30 protein-coding genes are annotated in these 26,381 nt (G+C 74.0%); 17 read left to right on the forward strand and 13 right to left on the reverse strand.

All coding sequences use genetic code 11. The features are described from left to right. The first annotated feature begins 21 nt into the window (after positions 1 to 21). Complete coding sequence (locus DMP15_RS03420; RefSeq protein ID WP_100879036.1) at positions 22 to 990, forward strand: SDR family NAD(P)-dependent oxidoreductase; 969 nt, start codon at positions 22 to 24, stop codon at positions 988 to 990. Between the two features lie 30 nt (positions 991 to 1,020). Beyond that, the gene (locus DMP15_RS03425) at positions 1,021 to 2,028 is read left to right on the forward strand and encodes an adenosine deaminase (RefSeq protein WP_100879035.1); all 1,008 of its coding nucleotides are present in this window, start codon (positions 1,021 to 1,023) and stop codon (positions 2,026 to 2,028) included. 1 nt (position 2,029) lies between these two features. Here the strand turns inward: DMP15_RS03425 and DMP15_RS03430 are convergent, their stop codons facing one another. After that, positions 2,030 to 3,628: a flavin-containing monooxygenase gene (locus tag DMP15_RS03430; RefSeq protein WP_083658700.1), complete on the reverse strand. Its 1,599-nt coding sequence runs from the start codon at positions 3,626 to 3,628 to the stop codon at positions 2,030 to 2,032. Between the two features lie 152 nt (positions 3,629 to 3,780). Here DMP15_RS03430 and DMP15_RS03435 point away from each other — a divergent pair, with 152 nt between their 5' ends. From DMP15_RS03435 to DMP15_RS03445, 3 genes are read left to right on the forward strand one after another with little or no spacing between them, the layout of a single operon-like run. Further along, on the forward strand, positions 3,781 to 4,554 hold the full coding sequence (locus DMP15_RS03435) for an SDR family NAD(P)-dependent oxidoreductase (protein WP_073576043.1): 774 nt from the start codon (positions 3,781 to 3,783) through the stop codon (positions 4,552 to 4,554). Further along, complete coding sequence (pyrE, locus tag DMP15_RS03440; RefSeq protein ID WP_073576042.1) at positions 4,551 to 5,111, forward strand: orotate phosphoribosyltransferase; 561 nt, start codon at positions 4,551 to 4,553, stop codon at positions 5,109 to 5,111. The genes DMP15_RS03435 and pyrE overlap by 4 nt, the downstream gene beginning before the upstream one ends. Beyond that, entirely contained in the window at positions 5,108 to 5,755 is a 648-nt protein-coding gene (locus DMP15_RS03445) for a TrmH family RNA methyltransferase (RefSeq protein ID WP_337825437.1), read from the forward strand. The genes pyrE and DMP15_RS03445 overlap by 4 nt, the downstream gene beginning before the upstream one ends. Positions 5,756 to 5,802: 47 nt before the next feature. Here DMP15_RS03445 and DMP15_RS03450 read toward each other — a convergent pair whose 3' ends face one another. The 3 genes from DMP15_RS03450 to DMP15_RS03460 all read right to left on the reverse strand — a co-directional run bounded on the left by DMP15_RS03450 (position 5,803) and on the right by DMP15_RS03460 (position 7,886). Next, on the reverse strand, positions 5,803 to 6,789 hold the full coding sequence (locus DMP15_RS03450; RefSeq protein ID WP_337825438.1) for a DedA family protein: 987 nt from the start codon (positions 6,787 to 6,789) through the stop codon (positions 5,803 to 5,805). A 69-nt stretch (positions 6,790 to 6,858) separates the two neighbouring features. Then, positions 6,859 to 7,203, reverse strand: a complete 345-nt coding sequence (locus DMP15_RS03455; RefSeq protein ID WP_073576040.1) for a hypothetical protein — start codon at positions 7,201 to 7,203, stop codon at positions 6,859 to 6,861. Further along, positions 7,200 to 7,886, reverse strand: a complete 687-nt coding sequence (locus DMP15_RS03460) for an RNA polymerase sigma factor (RefSeq protein ID WP_073576143.1) — start codon at positions 7,884 to 7,886, stop codon at positions 7,200 to 7,202. Before DMP15_RS03460 ends, DMP15_RS03455 begins: the two co-directional genes overlap by 4 nt. A gap of 192 nt (positions 7,887 to 8,078) precedes the next feature. Between DMP15_RS03460 and fbaA the strand changes: the two genes are divergently transcribed. From fbaA to DMP15_RS03495, 7 genes are all read left to right on the forward strand, one after another. Beyond that, positions 8,079 to 9,107: a class II fructose-bisphosphate aldolase gene (gene fbaA / locus DMP15_RS03465; protein WP_073576039.1), complete on the forward strand. Its 1,029-nt coding sequence runs from the start codon at positions 8,079 to 8,081 to the stop codon at positions 9,105 to 9,107. 71 nt (positions 9,108 to 9,178) lie between these two features. After that, the gene (locus DMP15_RS03470; protein ID WP_073576038.1) at positions 9,179 to 9,592 is read left to right on the forward strand and encodes a DUF3151 domain-containing protein; all 414 of its coding nucleotides are present in this window, start codon (positions 9,179 to 9,181) and stop codon (positions 9,590 to 9,592) included. A gap of 5 nt (positions 9,593 to 9,597) precedes the next feature. Then, positions 9,598 to 10,743: an FUSC family protein gene (locus DMP15_RS03475; protein WP_304580134.1), complete on the forward strand. Its 1,146-nt coding sequence runs from the start codon at positions 9,598 to 9,600 to the stop codon at positions 10,741 to 10,743. A gap of 120 nt (positions 10,744 to 10,863) precedes the next feature. Then, positions 10,864 to 11,541 (forward strand): lysophospholipid acyltransferase family protein, encoded by a 678-nt coding sequence (locus DMP15_RS03480; RefSeq protein ID WP_073576037.1) that lies wholly within the window; start codon positions 10,864 to 10,866, stop codon positions 11,539 to 11,541. Between the two features lie 119 nt (positions 11,542 to 11,660). After that, complete coding sequence (locus tag DMP15_RS03485; RefSeq protein WP_337826668.1) at positions 11,661 to 12,143, forward strand: DUF3558 family protein; 483 nt, start codon at positions 11,661 to 11,663, stop codon at positions 12,141 to 12,143. A gap of 72 nt (positions 12,144 to 12,215) precedes the next feature. Beyond that, the gene (locus DMP15_RS03490; protein WP_337825439.1) at positions 12,216 to 12,593 is read left to right on the forward strand and encodes a hypothetical protein; all 378 of its coding nucleotides are present in this window, start codon (positions 12,216 to 12,218) and stop codon (positions 12,591 to 12,593) included. Between the two features lie 10 nt (positions 12,594 to 12,603). Then, positions 12,604 to 14,028: a WXG100 family type VII secretion target gene (locus DMP15_RS03495; RefSeq protein WP_337825440.1), complete on the forward strand. Its 1,425-nt coding sequence runs from the start codon at positions 12,604 to 12,606 to the stop codon at positions 14,026 to 14,028. Here the strand turns inward: DMP15_RS03495 and DMP15_RS03500 are convergent, their stop codons facing one another. Then, positions 14,029 to 14,610 (reverse strand): hypothetical protein, encoded by a 582-nt coding sequence (locus tag DMP15_RS03500; protein WP_301549044.1) that lies wholly within the window; start codon positions 14,608 to 14,610, stop codon positions 14,029 to 14,031. Between the two features lie 204 nt (positions 14,611 to 14,814). On the opposite strand from DMP15_RS03500, the gene DMP15_RS03505 reads away from it, so the two are divergent. Next, positions 14,815 to 16,089, forward strand: coding sequence for an adenylosuccinate synthase (locus DMP15_RS03505; protein WP_073576033.1), 1,275 nt, complete (start codon positions 14,815 to 14,817; stop codon positions 16,087 to 16,089). Between the two features lie 18 nt (positions 16,090 to 16,107). Here DMP15_RS03505 and DMP15_RS03510 read toward each other — a convergent pair whose 3' ends face one another. The 5 genes from DMP15_RS03510 to nth all read right to left on the reverse strand — a co-directional run bounded on the left by DMP15_RS03510 (position 16,108) and on the right by nth (position 20,719). Next, positions 16,108 to 17,304, reverse strand: a complete 1,197-nt coding sequence (locus DMP15_RS03510; protein WP_073576032.1) for an MFS transporter — start codon at positions 17,302 to 17,304, stop codon at positions 16,108 to 16,110. A 70-nt stretch (positions 17,305 to 17,374) separates the two neighbouring features. Then, on the reverse strand, positions 17,375 to 18,574 hold the full coding sequence (locus DMP15_RS03515) for a MarP family serine protease (RefSeq protein ID WP_073576140.1): 1,200 nt from the start codon (positions 18,572 to 18,574) through the stop codon (positions 17,375 to 17,377). A 2-nt stretch (positions 18,575 to 18,576) separates the two neighbouring features. Then, the gene (locus DMP15_RS03520) at positions 18,577 to 19,323 is read right to left on the reverse strand and encodes an NUDIX hydrolase (RefSeq protein WP_167379074.1); all 747 of its coding nucleotides are present in this window, start codon (positions 19,321 to 19,323) and stop codon (positions 18,577 to 18,579) included. Next, the gene (locus tag DMP15_RS03525) at positions 19,320 to 19,991 is read right to left on the reverse strand and encodes a TlpA family protein disulfide reductase (protein ID WP_208622998.1); all 672 of its coding nucleotides are present in this window, start codon (positions 19,989 to 19,991) and stop codon (positions 19,320 to 19,322) included. Before DMP15_RS03525 ends, DMP15_RS03520 begins: the two co-directional genes overlap by 4 nt. After that, a complete protein-coding gene (gene nth / locus DMP15_RS03530; protein WP_304580140.1) occupies positions 19,988 to 20,719 on the reverse strand; it encodes an endonuclease III in 732 nt (243 codons plus the stop codon). Before nth ends, DMP15_RS03525 begins: the two co-directional genes overlap by 4 nt. 352 nt (positions 20,720 to 21,071) lie before the next feature. Here nth and DMP15_RS03535 point away from each other — a divergent pair, with 352 nt between their 5' ends. The 4 genes from DMP15_RS03535 to DMP15_RS03550 all read left to right on the forward strand — a co-directional run bounded on the left by DMP15_RS03535 (position 21,072) and on the right by DMP15_RS03550 (position 24,150). Further along, positions 21,072 to 21,320, forward strand: coding sequence for a hypothetical protein (locus tag DMP15_RS03535; RefSeq protein ID WP_043282623.1), 249 nt, complete (start codon positions 21,072 to 21,074; stop codon positions 21,318 to 21,320). 162 nt (positions 21,321 to 21,482) lie between these two features. After that, positions 21,483 to 22,157 carry a Crp/Fnr family transcriptional regulator gene (locus DMP15_RS03540; RefSeq protein WP_020628211.1) on the forward strand — a complete coding sequence of 225 codons (675 nt, stop codon included), beginning with the start codon at positions 21,483 to 21,485 and terminating at the stop codon, positions 22,155 to 22,157. 41 nt (positions 22,158 to 22,198) lie between these two features. Next, the gene (locus DMP15_RS03545; RefSeq protein WP_073576031.1) at positions 22,199 to 23,461 is read left to right on the forward strand and encodes an MFS transporter; all 1,263 of its coding nucleotides are present in this window, start codon (positions 22,199 to 22,201) and stop codon (positions 23,459 to 23,461) included. Next, positions 23,458 to 24,150: an HD domain-containing protein gene (locus tag DMP15_RS03550; protein ID WP_073576030.1), complete on the forward strand. Its 693-nt coding sequence runs from the start codon at positions 23,458 to 23,460 to the stop codon at positions 24,148 to 24,150. Before DMP15_RS03545 ends, DMP15_RS03550 begins: the two co-directional genes overlap by 4 nt. Here the strand turns inward: DMP15_RS03550 and DMP15_RS03555 are convergent. The 3 genes from DMP15_RS03555 to DMP15_RS03565 are packed head-to-tail and all read right to left on the reverse strand — an operon-like array spanning position 24,147 to position 26,317. Further along, positions 24,147 to 24,899 carry an amino acid ABC transporter ATP-binding protein gene (locus DMP15_RS03555; protein ID WP_073576029.1) on the reverse strand — a complete coding sequence of 251 codons (753 nt, stop codon included), beginning with the start codon at positions 24,897 to 24,899 and terminating at the stop codon, positions 24,147 to 24,149. The two genes, DMP15_RS03550 and DMP15_RS03555, sit on opposite strands and share 4 nt — an antisense overlap. Continuing rightward, the gene (locus tag DMP15_RS03560; RefSeq protein WP_062398750.1) at positions 24,896 to 25,564 is read right to left on the reverse strand and encodes an amino acid ABC transporter permease; all 669 of its coding nucleotides are present in this window, start codon (positions 25,562 to 25,564) and stop codon (positions 24,896 to 24,898) included. Before DMP15_RS03560 ends, DMP15_RS03555 begins: the two co-directional genes overlap by 4 nt. Further along, complete coding sequence (locus DMP15_RS03565) at positions 25,565 to 26,317, reverse strand: amino acid ABC transporter substrate-binding protein (RefSeq protein ID WP_337825441.1); 753 nt, start codon at positions 26,315 to 26,317, stop codon at positions 25,565 to 25,567. Between the last annotated feature and the right edge of the window lie 64 nt (positions 26,318 to 26,381).

Consider the following 26,381-nt stretch of genomic DNA (forward strand, 5'->3'; position numbering starts at 1 on the left):
CGCTAGCCTGATCGTGTGGCTATGGCTCTCATCACCGGCGGCGGTACGGGTCTCGGCGCGGCTCTGGCCGACCGACTGGCCGCGCGCGGACTCGACCTCCTGCTCGTCACCCGCGACCCCGAGCGGGTCGCCCCCACCGCCCGGGAGCTCGCCGTCCGGTACGGGATCCGCGCCGACGTCCTCCTCGCGGACCTCGGCACCCGGCACGGCCTGTTCCGGCTCGAGGCCTTCCTCGCCGGTCCGGAGGCCCCGGCCGTCGACGTGCTGGTGCACGACGCGCTCGCCGACGCGGCCGTCGCCGCACCGGACGCCGGGCGGGCGAGCGTCGACCTCGGCATGACGGCGACGATGCGCCTCACCCACGCCGCGCTGCCCGGCATGCTGCGTCGCGGCACCGGCGGGATCGTCGCGATCGGCGGGAACGAGCGGTCGGCCACGTGGGCGGTCTCGTTCGTCACCTCGCTCGCCCCGACCCTGACCGGCGACGTGCACGTCGTCGCCGTTCGCGGCGACGACCGGCCGGAGTGGACCGCCGACGCCGCCGACGCGGTGCTCGACGACCTCGACGCCGGCCTCGTCGTGAGCGCCCCGCAGAGCGGCCCGGCCCGTCCGGGCCCGGCCCGGCGCGCCGTCGCCGCGGGCGTCCGTGCGGCCCGGCGCGGCGCCGAGCTGTTCGCCGACGCGACCTGGGAGCCCACCGTCGCGGCGGCCGTCGCCACCCCGGCCGCTGCGATCCCGGCCGCCCCGTCCGCCACGCCCGAGGAGCTGCTCGGCGGTGCCGGGCACCGGGAGCCGTCCCGGCTGCCGGACCTGCCCTCCCGCCCGGGCGCGGGGCGCGCCGTCGTCGCCGCCGGGGACTGCGGGCGGCACTGGGCGGCCGGTCCGGTGCGCACCGCGGCGCAGCGCGCCCGCGCGAGCGCCGCGGCCCGTGACCGCTCCCGTGGCCACCAGGTCTCGGCCTACATGACGTCGACGGTCACCAGCTCCTGACCGCGCGGGGCGGCACGGGATGATGTCCCGGTGACGACCACCGGGACCCCGCCGCTGCCGAAGGCCGAGCTGCACCTGCACATCGAGGGCACGCTCGAACCCGAGACCGTGTTCGAGCTGGCCCGGCGGCACGACGTCGCGCTGCCGTACGCCTCGGTGGAGGAGCTGCGGGCGGCCTACGACTTCACCGACCTGCAGTCCTTCCTGGACGTGTACTACGCCAACATGGCCGTCCTGCGGACCCGCGACGACTTCGCCGCGCTCGCGTCGGCGTACCTGCGGACCTGCCCGGAGCAGGGGGTCCGGCACGTCGAGATGTTCTTCGACCCTCAGGCGCACACCGCTCGCGGCGTCGCGATCGGCGACGTGATCGGCGGGCTCACCGACGCGATCGAGCACCACGCCGACGACGTCTCCGCCGGGCTGATCCTCTGTTTCCTGCGCGACCGGTCGGCCGCCGAGGCGGAGGGGACCCTGCGGGCGGCGGAGCCGTACCTGGACCGGATCGTCGGGGTCGGGCTCGACTCGGCCGAGGTCGGGCACCCGCCGTCGAAGTTCACCTCGGTGTTCGAGCGGGCCCGCGGGCTGGGTCTCAAGCCGGTCGCGCACGCGGGGGAGGAGGGCCCGGCGGGCTACGTGACCGAGGCCCTCGACGAGCTGGGCGTGCTGCGCGTCGACCACGGCATCCGCGCGATCGAGGACGACGCCCTCGTCGCCCGCCTGGTCCGTGACCGCACCCCGCTGACGGTCTGCCCGCTGTCCAACGTCCGGCTCGCCTGCGTCCCCGGCATCGGGCTGCACCCGCTGCCGGAGATGCTCGCGGCGGGGCTGAACGTGTCGGTGCACTCCGACGACCCCGCCTACTTCGGCGGCTACGCCGACGCGAACTACGCCGCGGTCCGCGAGGGCCTCGGCTTCACCGACGACCAGCTCCGCACGCTGGCCGCCAACTCGATCACCTCGTCGTTCCTCGACGACGAGGCCGTGCAGCGCCTGCTCGGCGAGGTCGCCGACTGGTGGGCCGCGGCCCGCGGGTGAGTCAGGCCGTCGCGGCGAGCCGGACCGGGCGCAACGGGTGCAGCGGGTGCCCGGCACCGGTCCGTCCCCGCTCGACGTCGAACGGCGACAGCCGGAACCGGCGGGTCCGCAGCTGGTACTCCGCGGTGTTGGCCGGCCACATGACGACGTTGACGCCCTCGTCGTTCTGGTAGTAGCTCGCGCAGCCGCCGGTCTCGTACACGGTGCGCGCCGAGCGGCGCCGGATCCGCCGCGTCCAGCGCTCCTCGACGGCGGGCTTCACGTCGAGCGCGCGGATGCCCTCGGCCGCCATCCGGCACACGGCGTCGGCGACGTAGCGGGCCTGGGCCTCGGAGAACAGCAGCGTCGAGCTGGCCCCGCTGGTCGCGTTCGGACCCTGCATGAGGAACAGGTTCGGGAAGCCGGGGTAGCTCATCCCCAGGTAGGCGCGCGGGTAGGCGCCCCAGTGGTCGTGCAGGGACCTGCCGTGGGCGTCGTGGATGCGGCGCGCGATCGGGGCCGTCGCGCCGACCTCGAACCCGGTGGTCAGCACGATCGCGTCGACCTCTGCGCGGCTTCCGTCGCCGGAGACGACGGTCCGCCCCTCGACCCGGGCGAGCCCACCGGTGTGCAGCGTCGTGTTCGGCGCGCTCATCGCGGGCAGATAGTCGTTCGAGACCAGCGGCCGCTTGCAGGCGTAGTCGAAGTCGGGGGTCAGCCGCGCGCGCAGCTGCGGGTCGGGCGTCTGGGCGGCGAGATGCCTGCGGCCGACCCGGGTGAGTGTCTCGCGCAGCAGCCGCGAGCGACGGGTCGCGGCGAGCAGCTCGGCGCCGACGTAGATGACGTCGAACTGCATCCGGCACAGCAGCGGGTTCGCCGCCAGCGCGCGACGGGTGCGCTCGCCGACGGGCCGCTCGGGCTTGGGCAGGATCCAGGCCGGGGTGCGCTGCAGGACGTGCAGCTCGGTGACGCGCGGCTGCAGCTCGGGGACGAGCTGGATCGCCGTCGCCCCCGTCCCGACGACGGCGACGCGCCGGTCGGCGAGCTCGGCGTCGTGGTCCCAGCGGGCGGAGTGGAACACCGGGCCGGGGAAGTCCGCGAGGCCCTCCACGTCGGGCAGCTTCGGGTCGGCGACCAGCCCGGCCGCGCTGACCAGGACGTCCGCGGTGAACTCACCGGACGGTGTCGCGATCCGCCAGCGGGCGTCCGCGGGGTCCCAGCGGGCGGAGAGCACGTCGGCGTCGAAGCGGACGTGGTCGAGCAGGCCGGTCGAGTGGGCCAGGCGCCGGGCGTAGTCCTGCACCTCGTGGCCGGGCGCGTAGAGGTCGCTCCAGTCCGGGTTGGTCATGGCACGCAGCTGGTACAGCGGCGACGGCGTGTCGACGCCGACACCGGGGTAGGTGTTGTCGCGCCACACCCCGCCGACGTCGTCCGCCCGCTCCAGCAGGACGAAGTCGTGCACACCCCGCCGCAGCAGGGCCAGGCCCACGGCGAGTCCGGTGAACCCCGCCCCCACGACGGCGACCCTCGAATGACGGGGCGACGGGCCGCTCGGCACGTCGGCGGCGCCGGGGGAAGCGGGATCGACCGGCCGCTGGATCGGCAGCGCCTCGGACGTCATGGTCTCGACGGTAAAGGCTTCATGGTGCACCGGCACGCGAGAGCGGCCCGTCTCACGAGGTCGTCGCACACCCCTGTCGCACGGGTCACACCCGACCCGTCGGTAACCGTCGCGCCTGCGCCGGTCGGGTGCGGACGCACTACGCTCCCCGCGTGCCCTCCGTCATGATCACGGGCGCGTCGTCGGGGATCGGGGCCGCGTTCGCCGATCGGCTCGCCGCCGACGGCCGCGACCTCGTGCTCGTGGCGCGCGACGCCGACCGCCTCCAGACCGCCGCGCAGCGCTACCGCGACCTCGGCGTCGCCGTCGAGGTGCTGCCCGCCGACCTGTCGGACCCGGACCAGCGGGCCCGGGTCGTGCGCCGCCTCGCCGACCCCGACCTCGCGCCGGTCGACCTGCTCGTCAACAACGCCGGGCTCGCGCTGGGCGCCTCCTTCCTCGAGAACGACGCCGCCGACCTGGCCCGCCAGCTGCAGGTGAACGTGGCCGCCGTGCTGGAGCTGACCCGGGCCGCGCTGCCCGGGATGGTCGACCGCGGCACCGGCGCGGTGCTGAACGTCGCGAGCGTCGCGGGCTTCCTGGCCGGGCGCGGCTCCACCTACCCGGCCGACAAGGCCTGGGTCATCTCCTTCACCGAGGGCGTCGCGGCGTCGCTGCAGGGCACCGGGGTGCGCGCGATGGTGCTGTGCCCCGGCTACGTGCGCACCGAGTTCCACGAGCGGGCCGGCATCGACGTCGGCGCCCGCCGCGGCCCGCTGTGGCTGGAGGCCTCCCAGGTCGTCGACGAGGCACTCGCCGACCTCGACCGGGGCCGGGTCGTCTCCGTGCCCTCCAGGCAGTACAAGGCGATCGTGGGGGTGACCGGGGTGCTGCCCCGGAGCCTGCTGCGACGCATCACGGCGACGTTCGACAGGGATCGCACATGAGCTCCGCACACACCGACCGCTCCCGCCTCGCCGCGCTGGTCCGGGAGATCGCCGTCGTCCACGAGCGGGTCACGCTCTCCTCCGGCGCGGAGGCCGACTACTACATCGACCTGCGCCGCGTCACGCTGCACCACGAGGCGTCCCCGCTGATCGGACGGCTGCTGCGCGAGCTCACCACGGACTGGACCTACCGATCGGTCGGCGGGCTGACGCTCGGCGCGGACCCGGTCGCGACGGCGGTGCTGCACGCGGCGGCGGCCGAGCCGGACACCGACCCGGTCGACGCCTTCGTCGTCCGCAAGGAGACCAAGAAGCACGGCATGCAGCGGCTCATCGAGGGCCCGGACATCACCGGCCGCCCGGTGCTGGTCGTCGAGGACACCTCCACCACCGGCGGCTCGGTCCTGACCGCGGTCCGGTCGGTGCTCCAGGCCGGCGCCGACGTCGTCGGGGTGTGCACCGTCGTCGACCGTGACACCGGCGCCCGGCAGGCCGTCGAGGCCGAGGGCGTGCCGTACCGCGCGCTGCTGGGGCTGGCGGACCTGCAGCTGGGATGAGCGAGCCCGGGCCCAGCGAGTGGTCGGTCCCCGGCCAGGTCGGGGTCGGCCCGTGGGCCGGGCCGTGGCCGCAGGGCGACCGGTGGGACCCGGAGCTGCTGGAGCACGGTGACCGGCGCAACGTCGTCGACCGCTACCGCTACTGGCGCCGCGAAGCCGTCGCGGCGGACCTGGCAGGCCGGGCGCACCCGTTCCACGTGGCGATCGAGAATCTCGGGCACGACCACAACATCGGCACGGTGGTGCGCACGGCGAACGCCTTCGGGGTCGCCGGCGTGCACATCGTCGGGCGACGCCGGTGGAACCGCCGCGGCGCGATGGTCACCGACCGCTACCTGCGGCTGCACCACCACGCCGACTCGCACGGTCTCGTCGCGTTCGCCCGGGAGCACGGCCTGGCCGTGGTCGCGGTGGACAACGTCGCGGGCGCGGTCCGGCTGGAGTCCACGTCGCTGCCGCGGGACTGCGTGCTCGTGTTCGGCGCCGAGGGCCCCGGGCTGTCACCGGAGCTGCGCGACGCCGCGGACCTGGTCGTGTCGATCGCTCAGTTCGGCTCGACGCGCTCGGTCAACGCCGGGGTGGCCTCGGGGATCGTGATGCACGCATGGATCCGCGAGCACGCGGACCTGTCCGACGCCTGGTGATCAGCACGTTTCCGCCCCGGGCAGGGCGGAAACGTGCTGATCGATGCTCAGTTGCCGTGCCGGGGCGGCATGGTGGGGCGACCGGTGGTGTGGCGGTACGGCGGCTCCGTGCCGTCCTGTGGGCCGGGGCCGGGGCCGTGCGGCGGCACCGCGCCACCGTGCCGTGGTGCGGTCCCGCCGTGCTGCGGGGCACGACCGGGCTGGACGAACGTCGTCTGCCCGTCCCGGGGGCGTCCGGCCCGCGGCGCCGGGCCGCTCCCGACGGCCGGCATCTGCATGGTGACCGCGGCCGGGTCGTCGTCGGCGGAGCGGCCGGTGACGGTGGCGGCGGCCGCACCGGTCGCGGCGCCCGCGACGCCGTCGACCGGGCCGGCGGGGCCCCCGCGCCTGGACGCGGCCCGCGCCCGCAGCACCTCGAACACGATCGGCAGCACCGAGATCAACACGATCGCGATGAGGATCAGGTCGATGTGCTCACGGACGAACGCGAACTGGCCGAGGAAGTAGCCCAGCACCGTCACGCCCGCCGCCCACGCGACGCCGCCGATCAGCGAGTACGTCAGGTAGCGCTTCGGGTCCATCCGCGCGACGCCGGCGCTCACGGTGATGAAGGTCCGCACGATCGGCACGAAGCGGCCGAGGACGATGGCCCGGTTGCCGTACTTCTCGAAGAACTCGTGGGTCTTCTCGACGTGCTGGGGGTTGAACAGCTTCGACTTCGGCTTGTCGAAGATCGCCGGGCCGGCGCGGTAGCCGATGCCGTAGCCGACGGCGTTGCCGGCGAAGGCGGACACCACCAGTACCAGGCAGACCAGCCACAGCGGCACGTCGATCGCGCCCTGCGCGACGAACAGGCCCGCGGTGAACAGCAGCGAGTCGCCGGGGAGGAAGAACCCGAGCAGCAGCCCGCACTCCGCGAAGATGATCGCAGCGACGCCCACCAGGGCCCACGGACCCAGGGACTCGATGATCACCGCCGGGTCGAGCCAGTCGGGACCGAGGGCGAGCGTCTGCGTCGCGGCGAGAACCGTCACGTCGAGAAACGGTACCGGCCGGGCGATGTGGATCGACGTGGCCGTCGCTGTGGGGGTGCTGTGAGCGGCTCAGCCGAGGGCGGGCAGCGCCCCCGGCAGGAGCACCGAGACCAGCGCGAGACCCCCGCCGAGCAGGGCGCCGAGGAGCAGCGCGATCACCGCGGCCCAGACGATCTGGCCGGTCGCCGACCGGGCAGGCTCCGGTGCCGGGGCCTGCTGCGGCCGGCGCTGCGGGGGCGGCCCGGGACGCGGGACCGGCGGCGGGAGCCGGCCGGGGACGCGTGGCGGCACGGGGGCCGGGCCCGCCGCGGGACGCTGCGGCATCGGGCGCCCGCGGGCCTGCGCCTGCAGCGCTTCGCCGATCCGGCGGGCGGCGTCGTCGTGGCCGGGCTGCGGCGGCTGGGGGCCGGTCATCGCAGCTCCCCCGGACGCCGGACGGCCTCGGTACCGGCGCGCTCGGCCATGATCCGGGCGACGGCGTCGAGCGCGCGGCTGGCGGTCGACTTCACCGTGCCCCGGCTCATCCCGGCGGCCTCGGAGATCTCGGACTCGGTCAGCCCGCCGTAGTAGCGCAGGACGAGCACCTCGCGCTGGCGCGGCGGGAGCTGGCCCAGTGCGTCGACGACCGACTGGTGCTCGGCCGACAGCATGGCCAGCGACTCCGCGGAGCGGGCGTTCGCCGCGTGCGGCGGCACGTACTCGCGTGCCGTGCGACGGCGCCGCAGCACCGACCGGGACCCGTTCACCACGGCCGCACGCAGGTAGGCGACGGCGGCCGTCTCGTCCCGCAGGCCGGTCCAGTGCCGGTGCAGCCCGGTGAACGCCTCCTGCACCACGTCCTCCGCGGTGGCCGGGATGTCCACCAGCAGCATCGCGAGGCGCACGAGGCGCAGGCGGTGGTCGCGGTAGAGGTCGGCCAGCGTCAGCGATGTCTCCGGGCCCTGCCGGGCCCCGGAACCACCCGGCCCGTCGACCGGGGCCGACGTGCCCGGGGCGAACGGGTGCGGCCCGGTGCCCGCGGGCGCCGGTCGGCTGTCGATGGCGCGCAACCGGCCCAGCGTCCGGTCGACGGCGTTCTCGGCGCGCTCCTCCTCCACGCCCACCACACTAGCGACCACCACCGACAGGCTCCGCAGCATTACCCGGTGCACCGGGCGACGGCGTCGCCCGCGGTGAGACCAGGCCCATTCCGACGATGGCTCCCCCTTCCCCGCGGGTACGTGATACTCACCCGGAGACAAGGAGCGCTGCGCGGAGCAGCGACCGCCGACGACGAGGAGGCAGGCCCCGTGCCCATCGCCACGCCCGAGATCTACAACCAGATGCTGGACAACGCCAAGAGCGGCGAGTTCGCCTACCCGGCGATCAACGTGACCAGCACCGAGACCCTCAACGCGGCGCTGCGCGGGTTCGCGGAGGCAGGCTCCGACGGCATCGTGCAGGTCTCGACCGGTGGCGCGGAGTTCCTGTCCGGCACCCGGGTCAAGGACATGGTCACCGGTTCGGTCGGCCTCGCCGAGTTCGCGCACGTCGTCGCGGACAAGTACCCGGTCAACATCGCGCTGCACACCGACCACTGCCCCAAGGACAAGCTGGACTCGTTCGTGCGTCCGCTGATCGCGGTCAGCCAGGAGCGCGTGGACAAGGGGCAGAACCCGCTGTTCCAGTCGCACATGTGGGACGGCTCCGCGGTCGAGCTCGAGGAGAACCTGAAGATCGCGGCCGAGCTGCTGGAGCAGGCGGCCAAGGCGAAGATCATCCTCGAGGTCGAGATCGGCGTCGTCGGCGGCGAGGAGGACGGTGTCGCGAACGACATCAACGACAAGCTCTACACCGCCCCCGGCGACTACGAGCGCACCGTCGAGGTCCTCGGCTCCGGCGACAAGGGCCGCTACCTGCTGGCCGCGACCTTCGGCAACGTGCACGGCGTCTACAAGCCCGGCAACGTCAAGCTCCGCCCGGAGATCCTCAAGCAGGGCCAGGAGGTGGCCGTGCAGAAGCTGGGGCTCGACGCCGGCGCCAAGCCGTTCGACCTGGTCTTCCACGGCGGGTCCGGCTCGCTGCTCGAGGAGATCCACGAGGCGCTGGGCTACGGCGTCGTGAAGATGAACGTCGACACCGACACCCAGTACGCCTTCACCCGGCCGATCGTGTCGCACATGTTCGCCAACTACGACGGCGTGCTCAAGATCGACGGCGAGGTCGGCAACAAGAAGGTCTACGACCCGCGCTCGTACCTGAAGAAGGCCGAGGTCGGGATGAGCGAGCGCGTCGTCGAGGCGTGCGAGTCGCTGAAGTCCGCCGGCAAGGCCCTCTGAGTCCTCCTCCGGATCCACGTCGTGTGCCCACCGGTTGGCGACGACCGGTGGGCGCGCGCCAGGATGGCGGCATGAGTCTGCACGGCAACCTGCTCGAGCCCGACGACACGCGCCTCCCGGTCGACCCCGCCGCGGCGGACCTGACCGCGGGCAAGGACCCGTCGGAGGTGGCGGCGGGGTCGCCGTCGTCGTCGATCGCCTGGGCGGTGCTCGCCGAGCGCGCCCTCGACGCCGGGGAGAGCGTCGCCGCCTACGCCTACGCCCGCACCGGCTACCACCGCGGCCTGGACCAGCTGCGCCGCAACGGCTGGAAGGGCTTCGGTCCGGTGCCGTGGTCGCACGAGCCGAACCAGGGCTTCCTGCGGTCGTGCGGCGCGCTGCTGCGCGCCGCCACGGCGATCGGGGAGGCCCCCGAGGTCGAGCGCCTGCGCACCCTGATCAACGACTCGGACCCGGAGGCGCTCGCCGCCCTCGGCGTGTCCTGACGCCGGTGGCCGCGTGGGACCGGGTCCGCTCACGCGGCCGGGCCGGAGCCCGGCGCGTCCGCGCGTCGTGGCTGCCGATCCTGCAGTGCTCCATGGCCGCCGGCCTCGCCCTCTGGGTGGCCGGTGACCTGGTCGGTCACACACGGCCGTTCTTCGCGCCGATCGCGGCGGTGCTCAGCCTGGGCATGTCGCTGAACTCGCGGCTGCGCCGCACGGCCGAACTCGTCGTCGGGGTGAGCATCGGCGTGCTCGTCGGCGACCTGCTGATCGCGCAGATCGGCGGCGGACTCTGGCAGCTGGTGCTCGTCGTCGCGCTCGCGCTGGTCATCGCGGTGTTCACCGACGGCGGGACCCTGTTCGTCAACCAGGCCGCGGTGTCCGCGGTGCTGGTGACGACGCTGCTCCCGCCCACCGAGACCGGTGGGATCGACCGCTGCATCGACGCCCTGATCGGCGGCCTCGCCGGGATCCTGGTCGCCGCGGTCATCCCCGCGCATCCGGTCCGGATCGTGCGCCGGGTCGCCCGCCGGGTGCTCGACGACCTCGTCACCGTGCTCACCGAGATCGCGACGGCGCTGCGCGAGGGCGACCGGGAGAGCGCGTCGCGGGCGCTGGCCCGGGCCCGCGACACCCAGGCCGTCATCGACGAGCTGCGCACGGCGGTCAGCTCCGCGGGCGAGGTCGTGACGGTCTCACCGATGCACCGGCCGCGCCGGGCCATGCTGCGCCGCTACCGGACGCTCGCCGAGCGGGCCGACTACGCCCACCGCAACGCCCGGGTGCTCGCCCGGCGCGCGATGACCGCGATCGAGGACGGCGAACCGCTCCCGCCCGGTCTGCCGGACGCGATCACCGAGCTCGCCGCCTCCGTCGAGGCGCTGATCGGGGAGCTCGGGCAGGACGGCGACCGCGAGAAGGCGCGCGGCCCGATCCTGGAGGCCGTGCAGCACGCACCGGTCCTCGCCGACCCCGGTGCGGTCGTCGCCCGGCCGGCGGAGGGGCAGCCGGCCGCGGCGCCCGCGGTCTCGGCGCCCGTGCTGGTCGCGCAGGTCCGCTCGATCGCCGTCGACCTGCTGCAGGCGACCGGGATGACCCGCAGCGAGGCGCTGCGTGCGTTGCGCGGGCAGCTCACCGATCCGCACGGGGACTGAACGGGCGGAAGGGCTTCCGTCACGGGCCGGTCACGGAGCAGAATCGGGCCTCGTTCGGCGCCGGGACGTCGGTCCCCCCTGCACGGAGTTGTGGACGTCGCTCACTGATCGGGGTTCACGGTGCAGCTGTTCATCCGCTACGTCCTCGCGCCACTCGTCCGGCTCGTGTGGCGGCCCCGCGTGCGCGGCGCGGACCGCATCCCGGCCACCGGGCCGGTGATCCTCGCGGCGAACCACCGCGCGGCCGTCGACACGGCGTTCATCCCGCTCGTCGCCCCGCGCAGGGTCGCCTTCCTCGGCAAGGCCGAGTACTTCACCGGCCGTGGTCTGCGCGGACGCCTGATGGCCGCGTTCCTGGGGGCGCTCGGCTACATCCCGGTCGACCGGTCCAACGCCCGCGCCGGCCTCGCCGCGCTCGCCGCGGGGCGCAAGGTCCTGGAGCGCGGCGGTGCGTTCGGCATCTACCCGGAGGGCACGCGCTCCCTCGACGGCAAGCTGCACCGCGGGCACACCGGCGTCGCGTCGCTGGCATTGTCGACGGGCGCGGTCGTCGTGCCCGTCGGCCTGATCGGGACCGAGCGCGTGCAGCCGGTCGGACGGCTGATCCCGCGCCTGGCCCGGGTCGAGATCCGCTTCGGGCGGCCGCTGGAGTTCAGCCGCTACGAGGGGCTGGGGGGCGCTCCGGCGATCCGGCGCGCGGTCACCGACGAGATCATGGACGCCATCGCGGACCTGTCCGGGCAGATCTATGTGGACAGTTACCACCGGCGCCCGGACGACTCCGCCGCCGCGGCCTGACCGGAACGGGTCCGGTGGCGACGACGACGGGCTAGCCTGCTGCGGTCCTGTTCCTGTCCGGGGGAGCGTCGCCGGTGGTCCGACTCGTTGTCGTCCTGCTGCTCGTGTGCGGGGTGGTCGTGGGGTGTGGGGCTGCGGAGCCGGAGGGGCCGTTTCCGCCGCGGCCGGCGGAGATCGACGTGGCGAACGTCGACCCGTGTGTCGCGATGACACCTGAACTGCGCCAGCAATGGGGAGTCGAAGGGGACGAGCCTTCGACCGTCACTCTCGCGGACGGTCCGAGCCGGGTGTGTGGATGGGGGAACTACGAGACCATCGACAACTACGCGGTGCAGACGATCCAGACGCCGGCGGCGAAGATCGCGACAGCGAGCGGCGCCGTCATCACCGCTGTCGATGGATTCGGTGCCGTGCGCATGGTCGAGCGCAGAGGTAGCTCCGACCTCTGCGAGCTCTACTTGGACATTGCTGACGCCGCGAGTGTCCGTGTTCAGGTAGATGATTTCGGTGGGGCGAGGCAATCTGGCAGACCTTCGGATGCCGCCTGCGATCGGGCCGAGACCTTGGCGCGGGCCTTCCTGTCGACTGCTCGCGAGGACTGACAGATTCGCAGACGCGAACAAGAATGCCCGATCTGAGATCGGTCACGGTTCTTCCTGCCTAGTCTGCGCCGCATGTCGACGTCGGCGCACACGCCTCGGGGATCCGTCAGCGACGTCCTCATGCTGCAGGTCAACGCCGATAACATCATCGTCGTCTACCAGCAGATGGACGACCACCTTCGGCAGATGCAGGCCGGCCGTCGAGTCAGGGGCAACCTTCGGAATGTCCCTGCATGCGCTGACGATCCGGTGTCTCTCGATGCAGTCGTCGTCTTCCAGCCGAAGATCAATAGCCTGGTCGACGTGCACGAGCGTTATGTGGACGAGGTACGAGACGCGCGTGACCGATTGAAACAAGCGGCGCAGGAGTACGGGCTGATTGAGGACGAGAACGCGGCAACCCTGCAACCCACCACTCCGCCGTACAACGGCCCGCTGCTCGAGCGTTAGGGATCCGAGCATGCCTCTCCCCCGCTGCTACAACTACGAAGCGTTCGACATCGCGACCAAGGCGGCCTGGATCCTCGGCAAACCCGGTGCCGAGGCCACCCGCCAGACCTCCGACGGTCTCCGCAAGCTCGTCGACGACATGGCGACCACCAAGCAGACCCTCGACCGCGGCATGGCCGATCTCGGCATCTCGTGGCAGGGCCCCGCCGCCCGGGCCGCCCAGGAGTCCCTGGACCGCACCGCGACCGGCGTCGACGGCACCGCGAACGTCGCCCGGAACGGCGCCGACCGCATGCTCGACCACGGCAGCGCGTTCGAGCGCATGCGCAACCAGGTCCGGTTCATGGACCCGGCCGAGTTCTCCTGGATCCAGCGCGCGGGCGACAACATCAGCGAGGCCTGGCAGTCCCTCCGGGGCAGGGGCGCCGACCACGTGACCATCGCCGAGCACAACCAGATCAACGACGAGGTCGCGAACCGGGCGCTCCAGAAGTACGAGTCCGAGACCTCCGCGATCGACGACCGCTTCACCACCGAGGCGGCCGCCGCGCCCCCGCCCGCGACATCTCCGGGCGCGACGCCGGGGCCCGGCGGTGCGCCGGGACCGCAGCCCGGCGTCTCCGTCGCGCCGGGTGGAGGCGGACTTCCCGGCCCGACACCGGGACCGGCCGGAGTCGGGCTTCCCCCGGTCGGGTCGGCCTCGCAGCCGGTGTCGGCGCCCACCGGCCCGTCGGGCGGCGGCGGTGCGGGCGGCGGCCCCGGCGGTGGCGCGGGTGGCGGCGCCGGAGGCGGTGGCGGGCCCTCGCCCGTCGTCCCGCTGCCGAGCGGACCGGCGTCCTCGGGCGCCGGTGGAGGCGGTACCGGGGCGCAGGGCTCCCGCATCCCGCCCGCTCCGGACCGCGTTCGGACCCCGATTCCGGCTCCGACGCCGGACGCCGCCCGGGCCCGCGAGGACCTCGCGCGCCGCTTCGGCGATCAGGCACGTCGGCAGCAGCTCGTCCGCCCCCGCACCGAGACCGGCCCCGCCCCGCAGACCCGCCCCGGCAGCGGGACCGGGTCGTATGGAGCCGGTTCCGGAGCGGGCCGCGGCGCCGTCGGCTCCCCGTTCGGCGAGTCCCGCGGCACCGCGCGGCTGCCGGGCGCGGCGACCGAACCGCACGGACCCGGCGGTCGTGGCGGGGCCGGGACGGCGTGGGGCACCGAGCCCCGCACCCCCGGGCCGCGGAGCGCCGGCGCGCCCGAGCCGTGGACCGGCGCCAAGGCGGCGGAGGCTCGCGGCGGGGCCGGCTACGGCCCGATGGCCGGCGGCGTCCCGGGCGGTCGCGGCGAGACCCGGGACCACCGCAACCGCTACGTCGTCCCCACCGACGAGGTGTTCGACGTCGGGATCACCGCGACCGACGCGGTGCTCGCGCCCGAGGACCCCGGGCGTTGATCAGCCCGGCAGCACCGGCCGCCACGGCTCGGTGTGCCGGTACCAGGCCCACCGCTTGATCTCCCGCGGGTGCGCGACGCCGTCGCGGACGGGCGTCGCACCCGTCGTCCCGATCTGGATCGCCCGCCCGGTCGTGCCGGTCACCCCGCGGCCCGCCCGCACGTGCACGCCCTCGGGCCCCGCGTCGACGACGAGCAGCTTCACGCGGCCGTGCAGCACGCGCGTCGCGTCGCAGTAGGCCTCGCCGTAGAGGTCGGGGATCTCCCCGCGGCCAGCGAGGACGCCCCCATTGTCGTCGCGCACCAGCGGCATCTCGCGTGCGGTGCCGGACCGGGCGAGGGCGACGGCGTCGTCGAACCGGGTCGGGAGGCCCCAGTTCGCGGCGGCCCGCGACCGCCGGGACACCGGCAGGTAGGCGACCTCGGTCGCGAGCGCGTCCCGCCGGAGCAGCCGGAGGAGCACGGCGGCGAGGTCCGCGTCGTCACCGTGGACGATCAGTCGCGGCACCGGGAGCAGGACGTCGACCTCCGCCTTCCCGGGGCGCGGGCCCACGGTGACCGAACGCACCGCGGGATCGGACACCAGCGACGACGGTGGGCGTTCACGTCGCGCGCCGGGCCGGATACCGTGGAAGGGAAGCCGGTGACGCCGCTGCGGCAGGCAGTCGAGGAGAACCGCTTCGGGATCGGTCGGAACCACTGATCGAGTACCCTCCTCGCCGCGGAAACCGGAAATCACGCCCGGTCCCGCGACCGTGACGAGCGTGTGTGAACTGGAGTCTCTTACATGCCCGCAATCGTGTTGATCGGCGCCCAGTGGGGCGACGAGGGCAAGGGCAAGGCGACCGACCTGCTGGGCGGGCAGTTCGGCTGGGTCGTCCGCTACCAGGGCGGCAACAACGCCGGGCACACCGTCGTCACGCCGGACGGCCGCGACTTCGCGCTGAAGCTCATCCCGTCCGGGATCCTGTCCCCGGGCGTGAAGAACGTGATCGGCAACGGGGTCGTCGTGAACCCCGAGGCGCTGATCGAGGAGAAGGCCGGGCTGGAGCGGCGCGGCGTCGACACCTCCGGCCTGCTGATCTCGGCCGACTCGCACCTGATCATGCCGTACCACGTGGCGATCGACCGGGTCACCGAGCGCTACCTGGGCAAGGCCAAGATCGGCACGACCGGCCGCGGCATCGGTCCCGCCTACCAGGACAAGGTGGCCCGGGTCGGCGTCCGCGCCGCGGACCTGCTCGACGAGAAGATCCTGCACCAGAAGGTGGAGGCCGCCCTCGAGCTGAAGAACCAGATCCTGGTCAAGGTCTACAACCGGCGCGCGCTGGACTTCAACGAGGTCGTCGACACCGTCCTGGAGCAGTCGAAGGAGTTCGCCGACAAGATCGTCGACACCCGGCTGCTGCTGAACGAGGCCCTGGAGCGCGGTGAGACGCTGCTGCTCGAGGGCTCGCAGGGCACCCTGCTCGACGTCGACCACGGCACCTACCCCTTCGTGACCAGCTCGAACCCGACCGCGGGCGGCGCGTCGGTCGGTTCCGGCATCGGCCCGAACAAGATCACCCGGGTGATCGGGATCCTGAAGGCCTACACGACCCGCGTCGGCTCCGGTCCGTTCCCGACCGAGCTGCACGACGAGATGGGCGAGTTCCTGCGCAAGACCGGCGGCGAGGTCGGTGTGAACACCGGCCGTGCGCGGCGCTGCGGCTGGTTCGACGCCGTCATCGGGCGCTACGCGGTGCGGGTCAACGGCATCACCGACCTCTTCCTGACCAAGCTGGACGTGCTGTCGGGACTGGAGTCGGTGCCGATCTGCGTCGGCTACGAGGTCGACGGCCACCGCGTCGACGAGATGCCGATGACCCAGACCGGTTTCCACCACGCCGTCCCGGTCTACGAGGAGATGCCCGGCTGGGTCGAGGACCTCTCCGGTGCCCGCACCTGGGAGGACCTGCCCCCCGCCGCGCGGGCCTACGTGCAGCGGATCGAGGAGCTCACCGGCGCGCCGGTGTCCGCGATCGGCGTCGGCCCCGGGCGGGACCAGACGATCACCCGCTGACCGGCTGCGCCGGCGGCGTCACGACGACCGCCGGCGTTCGTCGCGGACCGGTGTCACCAGGATCGCGGCCAACGGTGCCGCGGCGGCGATCGCGAACGCCGCCGCGTAGCCGGTCGCGCCGACCAGGGCGCCGAGCGCGGCCGGGACCACCGATGCGACGGCGTTCTGGCCGGTGTTCTGCACCCCCAGCGCGCGCCCCGACCAGGCGGGTCCGGCGATCTCGGCGGTGCTGGTGAACGCCAGCCCGTTCGGGGCGACCGTCACCACCGCCCCGACGGCGAGCATCGTCACTGCCAGCCATCCGGCGACGGCGTCGCCGAGCGCGAACAGCAGCAGCACCGCGGCCGCGGCGGCCGCGACCTGGCGCATCGGGCGCAGCCGGGACCCGACCCGGTCCGACCAGACCCCGGTCGCGATCCGACCGACCGCCCCGGCGATCTGCCCACCGGCGACGAACGCGCCCGCCGCCGCCACGTGCCACCCCTGCTCGCGGACCAGGTACTCGGTCGCGAACGACGCCACCGCGAACTGCGAGACCACCAGCAGTGCACTCGCGCCGTGCACCCGCCACAGGACCGACGTCCCGTAGGGGGAGCGCTCCGGCTCGGCCCCCGCGGGCCGCGGCGCCCGGGGCGGGTCCGGCGCCAGCGTCGCGACCAGCACCGACGCGACGACGCACAGCACCGCGGGCACCAGCAGCGCCCGGAACGGCCCGACGGCTGCGGCCAGGGTCGGCAGCGTCAGCCCGGCCACGGCGACGCCCAGCGGCTGGGACGTCTGCCGGATCCCCATCGCGGTGCCGCGCTCGTGCGCGGCGAACCAGCCCATCACCATCCGGCCGCTGGCGGCGAACACCGACGCCGCGCCCGCGCCGCCCAGGCCGAGCAGCACCAGCAGCAGCGGTCCGGGCCCGATCGGCAGCAGCGCCGCACCCGCGACGGCCGCCGCGCACAGCGCGAGCCCGACCGTCATCACCCCGCGTTCGCCGGACCGGTCGGCGGCGGCGCCCCACAGCACCAGCGTGCACAGCAGACCGACCGTCGGTGCGCCGACGTAGGCGCCGACCTGGGCCAGCGAGAGCCCCTCCGTGTCGCGTAGCAGCGGCACCACGAACGGCAGCCCGTAGACGAACGAGCAGGCCGCGGTCTGGGCGAACACCCCGACGGCCAGCACCAGCCAGCGACGGCGGGTACGGGTCACGTCGACGGAGGTCATGTACCCACGCTAAGCATCTGTCCCACGATCCGGCCATTCGTTCCCGGATCGTGGGACGGAGTGCGGTGGGTCAGGAGGCGCAGTTCCCGGTGTCGGCGGGGGACGACGCGCCGCTCGCGGCCACGTTCAGCGCCTGCCCGACCTGCTCGGCCGTCAGCACGAAACCGGTCTCGGTGTCGTCCAGCGCGGCGCCGAACACGACGCCGACCACCCGCCCGTCGGGGGTGATCATCGGGCCGCCGGAGTTGCCGGAGCGCACCACCGCGCGGACGGTGTAGACGTCGCGCAGCACGCTGCCCTGCTCGTAGATGTCCGGGCCGCGCAGCCGGATCCGCTCGCGGATCTTGCCCGGGGTGACCGTGTACGGGCCGTCCAGCGGGTAGCCCAGGATGATCACGTCGTCGCCGACGCGGGCGGGGTCCGGGCTGAACTGCAGCGGCTGCTCCTCGAGGTCGGGCACGTCGAGCACGGCCACGTCGACCTCGGGGTCGTAGTGGACGACCTGGGCGTCGAGCTGGCGGGCCCGGCCGCTGGATGTCGTCACCTCGACGGTGGTGCTCGACGTCCCGGCGACGACGTGGGCGTTGGTCATCACCCGCTGCGGGGCGACGACGAACCCGGTCCCCTCCAGGGCGCGACGGCAGGACGGGGCGCGCCCGCGGACCTTCAGCACCCGGTCGCGGACCTCGGTGACCACCGGGGACTGCGCGAGCGCGGAGTCCGGCGGGCCGACCGCGGCGACCGGCGTCCGCGAGAACGGGCTGACGACGTCGGGGAAGCCGGAGTCGTCGAGGAGCTGGCGCAGCTCGGCCGGGAGCTTGCGCGCCGCGTCCGGCATCACGTCGTCCACGCCGGCGAGCACCCGCGAGTCGCGCAGGCCGCTGGTCAGGGTGGAGAAGCTCGTCGAGGACAGCGGCAGCGCGATCAGCCAGGCCGCCACCACCACCGCGACCGCCTGCACACCGGCACCCAGCGTCGAGTCGACCCTGAGGGTGCCCTCGCCGCGGATCCGGTCGCGGATGAACCGTCCGAGGTAGACGCCCGTCGCCTCACCGAGCGCGACGAGCAGCACCACCACGCCGATCCCGAGCAGCACCTTCCCCTGCTGGGACTCCACCTGCCCGGCCAGCAACGGGGCGAGCCGCAGCCCGAGCACCGCGCCGGTCAGTACGCCGGCGAACGACAGCAGCGCCACCGCGACCCCGTGCCGCCAGCCGGACGCCGCGGCCAGCAGAGCGAGGATCACGACGACGACGTCGACCCAGCTGATGCTCACCGGTCCACCACGCCGTGGTCGTCCACCCGGCCTCCTTCCGGTTCGTTCCGCCGGGCGCGGGCCCAGGCGTCGTCGAGATCGAGGACCCGGCCGGCGTCCCAGGGACGCTCCCAGCCGGAACGCTGCAGCAGTGCGGACAGCAGGCCCGCGGTGAAACCCCAGACCATCAGGCCCGCGGCGTCGAAGGCGGGGCCGGTGTGGCCACTGGGGCCGCGCACGGTGAACCGGTTCGCCGGGTCGGTCAGGACCTCCACCGGGACCCGGACGACCCGGGCGACCTCGGCGGTGTCGACCACCCGTACCGGAGACGGCGACGCCCAGTGCGCCAGCACCGGGGTCACCAGGAACCCGGTGGGCGGGATGAACAGGTCCGGCAGGAGGGCCAGCGGTACCACCCCGGACGGGTCCAGTCCGGTCTCCTCCCGGGCCTCCCGCAGCGCGGCGTGCACCGGGCCGGTGTCGGTCGGGTCGAGCCGCCCACCGGGGAAGGCGACCTGCCCGGCGTGCGAGCGCAGCGTCGCCGCGCGCTCGGTGAGCAGCACGTCCGGCCCGCCCGACTCCCCGTCGGTGAACAGCATCAGCACCGACGCCCGGCGCGGCTCGCCGTTGTCGGGCTGCAGCCGTCGCCAGCCGAACCAGGCCGGGTCCAGGCCCAGCGCCCCGTCGACGAGCGGGCGCAGCGACGCCGGCGCCGCCGCGGGGTCGGGGTCGGGCACCTGCGGCACGCCCGCCTGCGCGGTCACCGGAACCGCTCCACGGCGGCCGCGACGTCGTCGGCGGTGCGGAACGGGACGGGCGGGTCCACCATCGCGACGCCACCGTCCGCGCGGGTCACGTAGCTGACCGGGAGCAGCGGCGGGGTGTCCAGCGCGCGGCGCACGGCCCGCTGCGGGTCGGTCACGGCCGGCAGGGTGACCCCCAGCTGCGCGGACAGGGCCAGCGCGGCCACCGGGTCGTCCTGCACGTCGACGGTGAGCACCGGCAGTGCGCCGGGACGCTGTGCGTAGGCCTGCAGCGCGGGCAGCTCGTCGCGGCACGGCACGCACCACGACGCCCAGAAGTTGACCAGCGTCGGACGCCCGGTCAGAGCCGCGCCCAGGTCGGTACTGCCGTCGGCGCCCAGGCACGGCACGGTGATCCCGGCGAGCGGACCGGCCGGGGTGCGGCCGGACGGGGCGGGGCACGGTGCCAGCCGGGCCGAGGCCCGCGCGGCGGCCAGTGCCTGCGGGTCCGCGGCGGCGAGGTCGGTCTCGGGCCGGTCGGCCGGGGCGGCGCTCGCCGCGGGCCCGGCGCCGCCGCTCCCGCCGGGGGCGGGGCCCGAGGGCCACAGCGCCCAGACCGCGATCGCCACCAGGACGACGACGACCACGGTCGAGACGATCTCGGAGCGGGAGGCGCCTGTCCGGGTCACCGGCCGTCCCCGGGCGGCCCCGCGATCCCCGCGAGTGCGAGCAGGTGGTCCCGCTCCGGGCCCTTGACCAGCGCCGCGGCCTCGCCCGGGTCGGTGGGGCCGAGCCCGAAGGCGGGACAGTCCGCCGCGAGTGTGCAGGCGCCGCAGGCCGGCTTGCGCGCATGGCAGACCCGGCGGCCGTGGAAGATCACGTGGTGGGACACGATCGTCCAGTCCCGCCGCGGGACGAGCTCGCCGATCGCGTGCTCGACCTTGACGGGGTCCTCCTCGGTCGTCCAGCCCCAGCGGCGGACCAGGCGTCCGAAGTGGGTGTCGACGGTGATCCCGGGGACGCCGAACGCGTTGCCGAGGATGACGTTCGCGGTCTTGCGCCCGATGCCGGGCAGCTTCACCAGCTCGTCCAGCGTCGACGGCAGCTCCCCGCCGTGCCGCTCGACGACGGCGGCGCCCAGCCCGGTCAGCGACGTCGCCTTGTTCCGGTAGAAGCCGGTGGAGCGGATCAGTTCCTCGAGCTCCGTCCGGTCGGCGCCCGCGTAGTCCGCGGCGGTGGGGTACCGGGCGAACAGCGCGGGGGTGACCTGGTTGACCCGCTCGTCGGTGCACTGCGCGGACAGGATCGTCGCGACGGCGAGGTCCAGCGGGGTGGTGAAGTCCAGCTCGCAGTGCGCGTGCGGATAGGCCTCCGCCAGCGACCGGAGGATGCGGTTGACCCGGCGCGCTCGCCCGATCGGGCTCTCCCCGGCCGCGACGCGCGCGGCCAGACCGGCGGCGGCGCGGGGGGTGGGCCGCGACGCCCGCGACGGCCGTCCGGCGGAGGTGCTCACGTGACCGAGCGTACGGGTGGGCACCGACAGTCGTGTCACGGTGTCGCGCCGTGCACCGCTCGCCGCCGGGCGCCGTCCGGTCCACGCCGGGTGGTGTTCGACCGGCCGGCGCGGCGACGCGTCCGACGAGCGGTGCGCGCACCCGGCCGGGTGTGCGCCGAACGGGCTACGAGGTCACGGTCGCGTCACGAAGACGGCGACGCGGCCACCCCCGACCGGCCGGGCTGCGAACCCGTACGGGAGGATCGGAGTTGCCATGACTGCCTGGTTGAGCGTTCTCGTCCCGCTGCTCGTGATGTTCTTCGCGCTCGGTATGGAGCGCGTGGAGTCCCGCATGCGGGAGTCCACCGTGCGCCAGGACGAGCTGGACGAGATGCTCGAACAGCCGCGTCCGGACGAGGTCCGTGCCCTGTTCCGGTCCGGCACGGGCCGCGCGCTGGAGCTGTTCCGGCTGCGTAACCGGCGCCGCCGGGGGGCTCGTCGGAGCCAGGTCCCGTCGGCCTGACAAGATCGCGTACGGGTGCGTGACAGCGCCCCGCGACGAATCGGACCCGATCGGATGTCAATCCGATCGGGCCAGTGGTGCGCACGTGTGTGGCGAAGACCTCTACACTGACGCGCCGACGACCCGCCGTGACGATACGGCCGGTGAACGAGGAGCATTGCAGTGGACGAGGTTCTGATCCGGGCAGGGATCTTCCAAGGTGTGGAGCCCCAGGCCGCCGAGGCGCTGGCCGAAGCTCTGGAGACTGCCGAGTTCTCCCGCGGGCAGGTCATCTTCTCCGAAGGTGAGCCCGGTGACCGCCTCTACATCGTGTCGGGCGGGAAGGTGAAGCTCGGCCGGAAGTCCCCCGACGGCCGGGAGAACCTGCTCATGGTGGCCGGCCCGTCGGACATGTTCGGCGAGCTGTCGATCTTCGACCCGGGCCCGCGCACGTCGTCGGCGACCGCGGTCACCGAGGTGCGCTGCTACACCATGGACCGCAGCGCGCTGCGGGAGTGGATCGGCAAGCGTCCGGAGATCGCCGAGCAGCTGCTGCGCGTGCTGGCCCGTCGCCTGCGCCGCACCAACAACATGCTCGCCGACCTGATCTTCACCGACGTGCCGGGCCGTGTGGCGAAGTCGCTCCTGCAGCTCGCGCGCCAGTTCGGCTCCCAGGAGTCGGGGCTGTTGCGGGTCACCCACGACCTCACGCAGGAGGAGATCGCCCAGCTCGTCGGCGCCTCCCGCGAGACCGTGAACAAGGCGCTCGCCGACTTCGCGCACCGTGGCTGGCTGCGTCTCGAGGGCAAGAGCGTGCTGATCCTGGAGCCGGAGCGGCTCGCGCGGCGCGCGCGCTGAATTCTCTGGTACGGGCGTCCCAGATCATGTGATGCTGGGGCGTGCCCGCCGCTCTCTCCGACTACCGCGCCGCCCTGGGCACCCCCGGGGCGGCCGCGCCGGTCTGTGCCTCCGTCCTCGGTCGGTTCCCGATCGCGATGCACAGTCTCGCCACGCTGCTCTACGTCCGTGAGGTCCACGGCTCCTACGCCGTCGCCGGAGCGGTCTCCGCGGCGCTGCTGGTCGGGACCGCGGTCGGCACGGTCGTGCAGGGGCGGGTGCTGGACCGGCTGGGCCCGACCCGGCCGATGCTGGTGCTCGTCGCGGTCTACCTGCTGTGCGTCACCGGGCTGGTGCTGAGCATCGAGTACCGGGCGGCGCTGCCGCTCACCGTCGCGGTCGCGGTCGTCACCGGGCTCGCGACGCCGGCGTTCGAGGGATCGTCGCGGGCGCTGTGGTCGGACCTGACCCCGCCCGGGCCGCGCCGCGAGGCCGCCTACACCTACGAGGCGATCAGCCTCGAGATCTTCTTCATCATGGGTCCCGCGCTGGCCGCGGTGCTGGTGGTGGCGACGCCGTGGCCGGGCACCGCGCTCGTCGTCGCGGCGACCGCGGAGATCGTCGGTACCACCTGGTTCGCGCTGACCGCCGCCGTACGACGCCGCTCGGCCCGCATCCGCGCCGAGCGCGCCGACGGGTCGCTGCCGGTCGAGGCCGGGCTGCTCGGGGTGTTCCGGCGCCCCGGGCTGCGGACGGTGGCGCTGGCGTCGCTCGGGTTCGGGCTGGTGGCGGGGACCGCCGAGGTCGGCGTGATCGCCGCGACCGCGTTCGCCGGCTCGCCCGCCGCCGGCGGGGTCCTGCTCTCGCTCTGGTCGGTGGTCTCGGTGCTGACCGGGGTGCTCTACGGGATGCGGCCCTGGCCGCGGCCGTTGCATCTGCGGCTGCCGGTCCTGCTCGCCGGCTTCGCCGTCCTGGTGACGGCGATGGGGCTCGTCTCCCCGCTCGGCTCGCTGGTGCTGCTGGCCGTGGTGATGATGGTCGCCGGCGCGCTGATCACCCCGCAGGTCACCGCGCACTCCCTCGGCGTCGAGCAGACCGCTCCGGCGGGGTCGGCGACCGAGGCGTTCAACTGGATGGTGATGGCCGCGGTGCTCGGGGTCTCGGTCGGGCAGGCCCTGTCCGGCGTCATGATCGACCTCGTCGGGCCGGGCGGATACGCGACGGGCGGCGCCCTGGGGCTGCTCGTCGCGGGGCTGCTGTGGCTGCGCCGCGGATCGGTCGCCGACACCGAGCCCCGCGTCGTCGCGGCCGGGAGCCGGGCGTGAGCGGCGCCGGGGAGCTGCGGCGGCTGCGCGACGTCGTCGCCGGCGACATGGCCGGCGCGGACGTCGCGCACGATCTCGGGCACCTCGACCGGGTCGCCGGGCTGTCGGCCCGGCTCGCGGTGCGGGAGGGCCTGGACGGGTTCGTCGCCGCCGTCGCCGCCTATGTGCACGACCACCACCGGGCCGCCGAGGCCCGGCTCGGCCGCGTCGTCGCCCCCGCGGAGGTCCGCGACGACGCCCGGGACGCGCTGCGTCGCGGCGGGGTCGCCGAGCAGCTGTGGGACCCGGTGCTCGACGCCGTCGAGGCCACCGGCCGGTACTCCTTCTCCGCGGCGGTGTCGGCGCCCACGGCGGACCGGATCGCGGCCTGCCTGCACGACGCCGACATGCTCGACGCGATGGGCGCCACCGGCATCGCCCGCGCGTTCGCCTACGGCGGCGCGATCGGCGAGCCCCTGTGGGACCCGGACGCGGGCGTCGCGACCGACGGCTACCGGTCCGGGCCGACCGGCTCGGTCGTCGCCCACTTCCACGAGAAGCTGCTGCGGCTGCGCGGCGAGCTGCGCACCGCCGCCGGCCGCGAGATGGGCGAGCGGCGGCACGCGGCCCTGGAGGAGTTCCTGCGCCGGTTCCGTGAGGAGTGGGTCGACGCCCACGGCGACTCCGACGGCGCCCCGCCCGGGGTCTAGATCGGGTCGAGGATCCGCTTCAGGAACTGCCGGGTGCGGGGTCGTTCCGGCTCGACCAGCACCCGCGACGGCGGACCGGACTCGGCCACCACCCCGCCGTCGACGAAGAGGACCTGGTCGGCGACCTGCTGGGCGAAGCGGATCTCGTGGGTGACGATGACCATCGTCCGGCCCGCCGTCGCCAGGTCCTTGATGACCCGCAGGACGTCGCCGACGAGCTCGGGGTCCAGCGCCGAGGTGGGCTCGTCGAACAGCATCAGCTGCGGGTCGAGGGCCAGCGCGCGGGCGATCCCGACGCGCTGCTGCTGGCCGCCGGAGAGCTGGTACGGGTACTGGTCGGCCTTCTCGGCCAGCCCCACCTGGTCCAGCAGCCGCCGGGCGTCGGCGGTCGCGTCGGCCCGGGGGCGCCGCTGCACGATCACCGGGCCCTCGATGACGTTCTCCAGGACGGTGCGGTGCGGGAACAGGTTGTGCGACTGGAACACCATCGCGGTCCGGGACCGGAACCGGGCCAGCGTGGACCGGTCGACGGGGGCGCCGAAGTCGACGGCCAGGTCGCCGATGGTGATCACCCCGGCGTCGGCCCGGTCCAGCGCGTTCAGGGCACGCAGCACCGTCGTCTTGCCCGAACCGGACGGCCCGATCACCGCGGTGACGGTCCCGGCCGGGACGTCGAACCCGATGTCGCGCAGGACCTCCAGCGTCCCGAAGGACTTCCGCAGGCCCCGGACGGTCAGCAGGTCGCTCATCGCGCCACGTACCTCTCCAGCCGCGTCTCCACCCGTACCTGCACGGACGAGAGGATCAGGCAGACGATCCAGTAGTACACCGCGGCCACGCCGTAGAGGGCGAAGAAGTCGAACGTCGGCGCCGCGGCCAGCTGGGCGACCCGCAGCAGCTCGGTCACCAGGATGGTCGAGGCCAGCGAGGTGTCCTTGACCAGCGAGATCAGCGTGTTCGACAGCGGTGGGACGGCGGTGCGCGCGGCCTGGGGGAGGATCACGCGTCGCAGCGTCGTCGGGTACCCCATGCCGATGGTCTGCGCGGCCTCCCACTGTCCCTTCGGGATGGACAGGATCGCCGCCCGGATGACCTCGGCCGCGTAGCCGCCGACGTTGAGGCTGAACGCGATCACCGCGGACGGGAACGGGTCGATCACCAGCCCGAGCTGCGGGAGCGCGTAGAACACGATGAACAGCTGGACCAGCAGCGGCGTGCCGCGCACCACCGAGATGTAGGCGCGGGCCAGCCAGGACAGCGGTCTGATCGAGGAGATCCGGGCCAGCGCCAGCAACAGGGCCAGGACCAGCCCGATGACGAAGCTGATCGCCGTCAGCGGGATGGTCATCGTGACCGTCGCCCTCAGCATCGGCCACAGGTTGCGGCCGATCAGCTCCCAGGTGGCGGGATCCATCTACTTCCCGCTGACGTCGCTGCCGAAGTACTTCTCGGACAGCTGCGTCAGCGTGCCGTCGGCCCGCAGCTCGGCCAGCGCCCGGTCCACGTCGGGCATCAGGCCGCTGTCCTTGCGGGCGGCGAAGGCCTGCTCGCTGGTGTCCCCGGTGGTGCCGGCGACCTTGATGCCCGTGTCCCCGGTCGACTTCTCGTACTCCCCGACGGCGAGGTTGTCGTTGACGGTGGCGTCGACCCGGCCGTCCTTGACGAGCTGGACGGCCTGCACGAAGCCCTCCACCGCCTCGACGTTCGCGCCGGCGCCGCGGGCGACCTCGGCCCAGTTGCTGGTCGCGGACTGCGCGGTGGTGCGGCCCCGCAGGTCGGCGAGGGTCCGGATCGCGGTGTCGTCGGCGCGGGTGACGATCACGCCCTCGGACACGGTGTAGGGGGTCGAGAGGTCGTACCTCGCCTTCCGCTCGTCGTTGACGGTGACCTGGTTGGCGACCAGGTCGATCCGCTGCGACTCCAGCGCGGCGAAGATCGAGTCCCACGGGGTCTGGACGAACTCGACCTCCTTGCCCAGCTTGGCGCCGACCGCACGGGCGACCTCGACGTCGTAGCCGGTCAGCTGCCCGTCGGGGCCCTGGAAGCTGAAGGGGCTGTAGGTCCCCTCGGTGCCGACGCGCAGCGTGTCGGACCCGCCGCTGCTGCAGCCGACGAGGGTGGTGAGGGCCAGCAGCGCGGCGGCCAGGGCCAGGATCGTGCGACGCACGGGGTCTCCTTCGGGCGGAACGGGGCCGACGGACGGCGATGCCCCGTCGGGATGCGGGGACCCT

Origin of the sequence: Pseudonocardia sp. UM4_GMWB1 (genome assembly GCF_017312155.1) — a bacterium.
GTDB lineage: Bacteria > Actinomycetota > Actinomycetes > Mycobacteriales > Pseudonocardiaceae > Pseudonocardia > Pseudonocardia alni.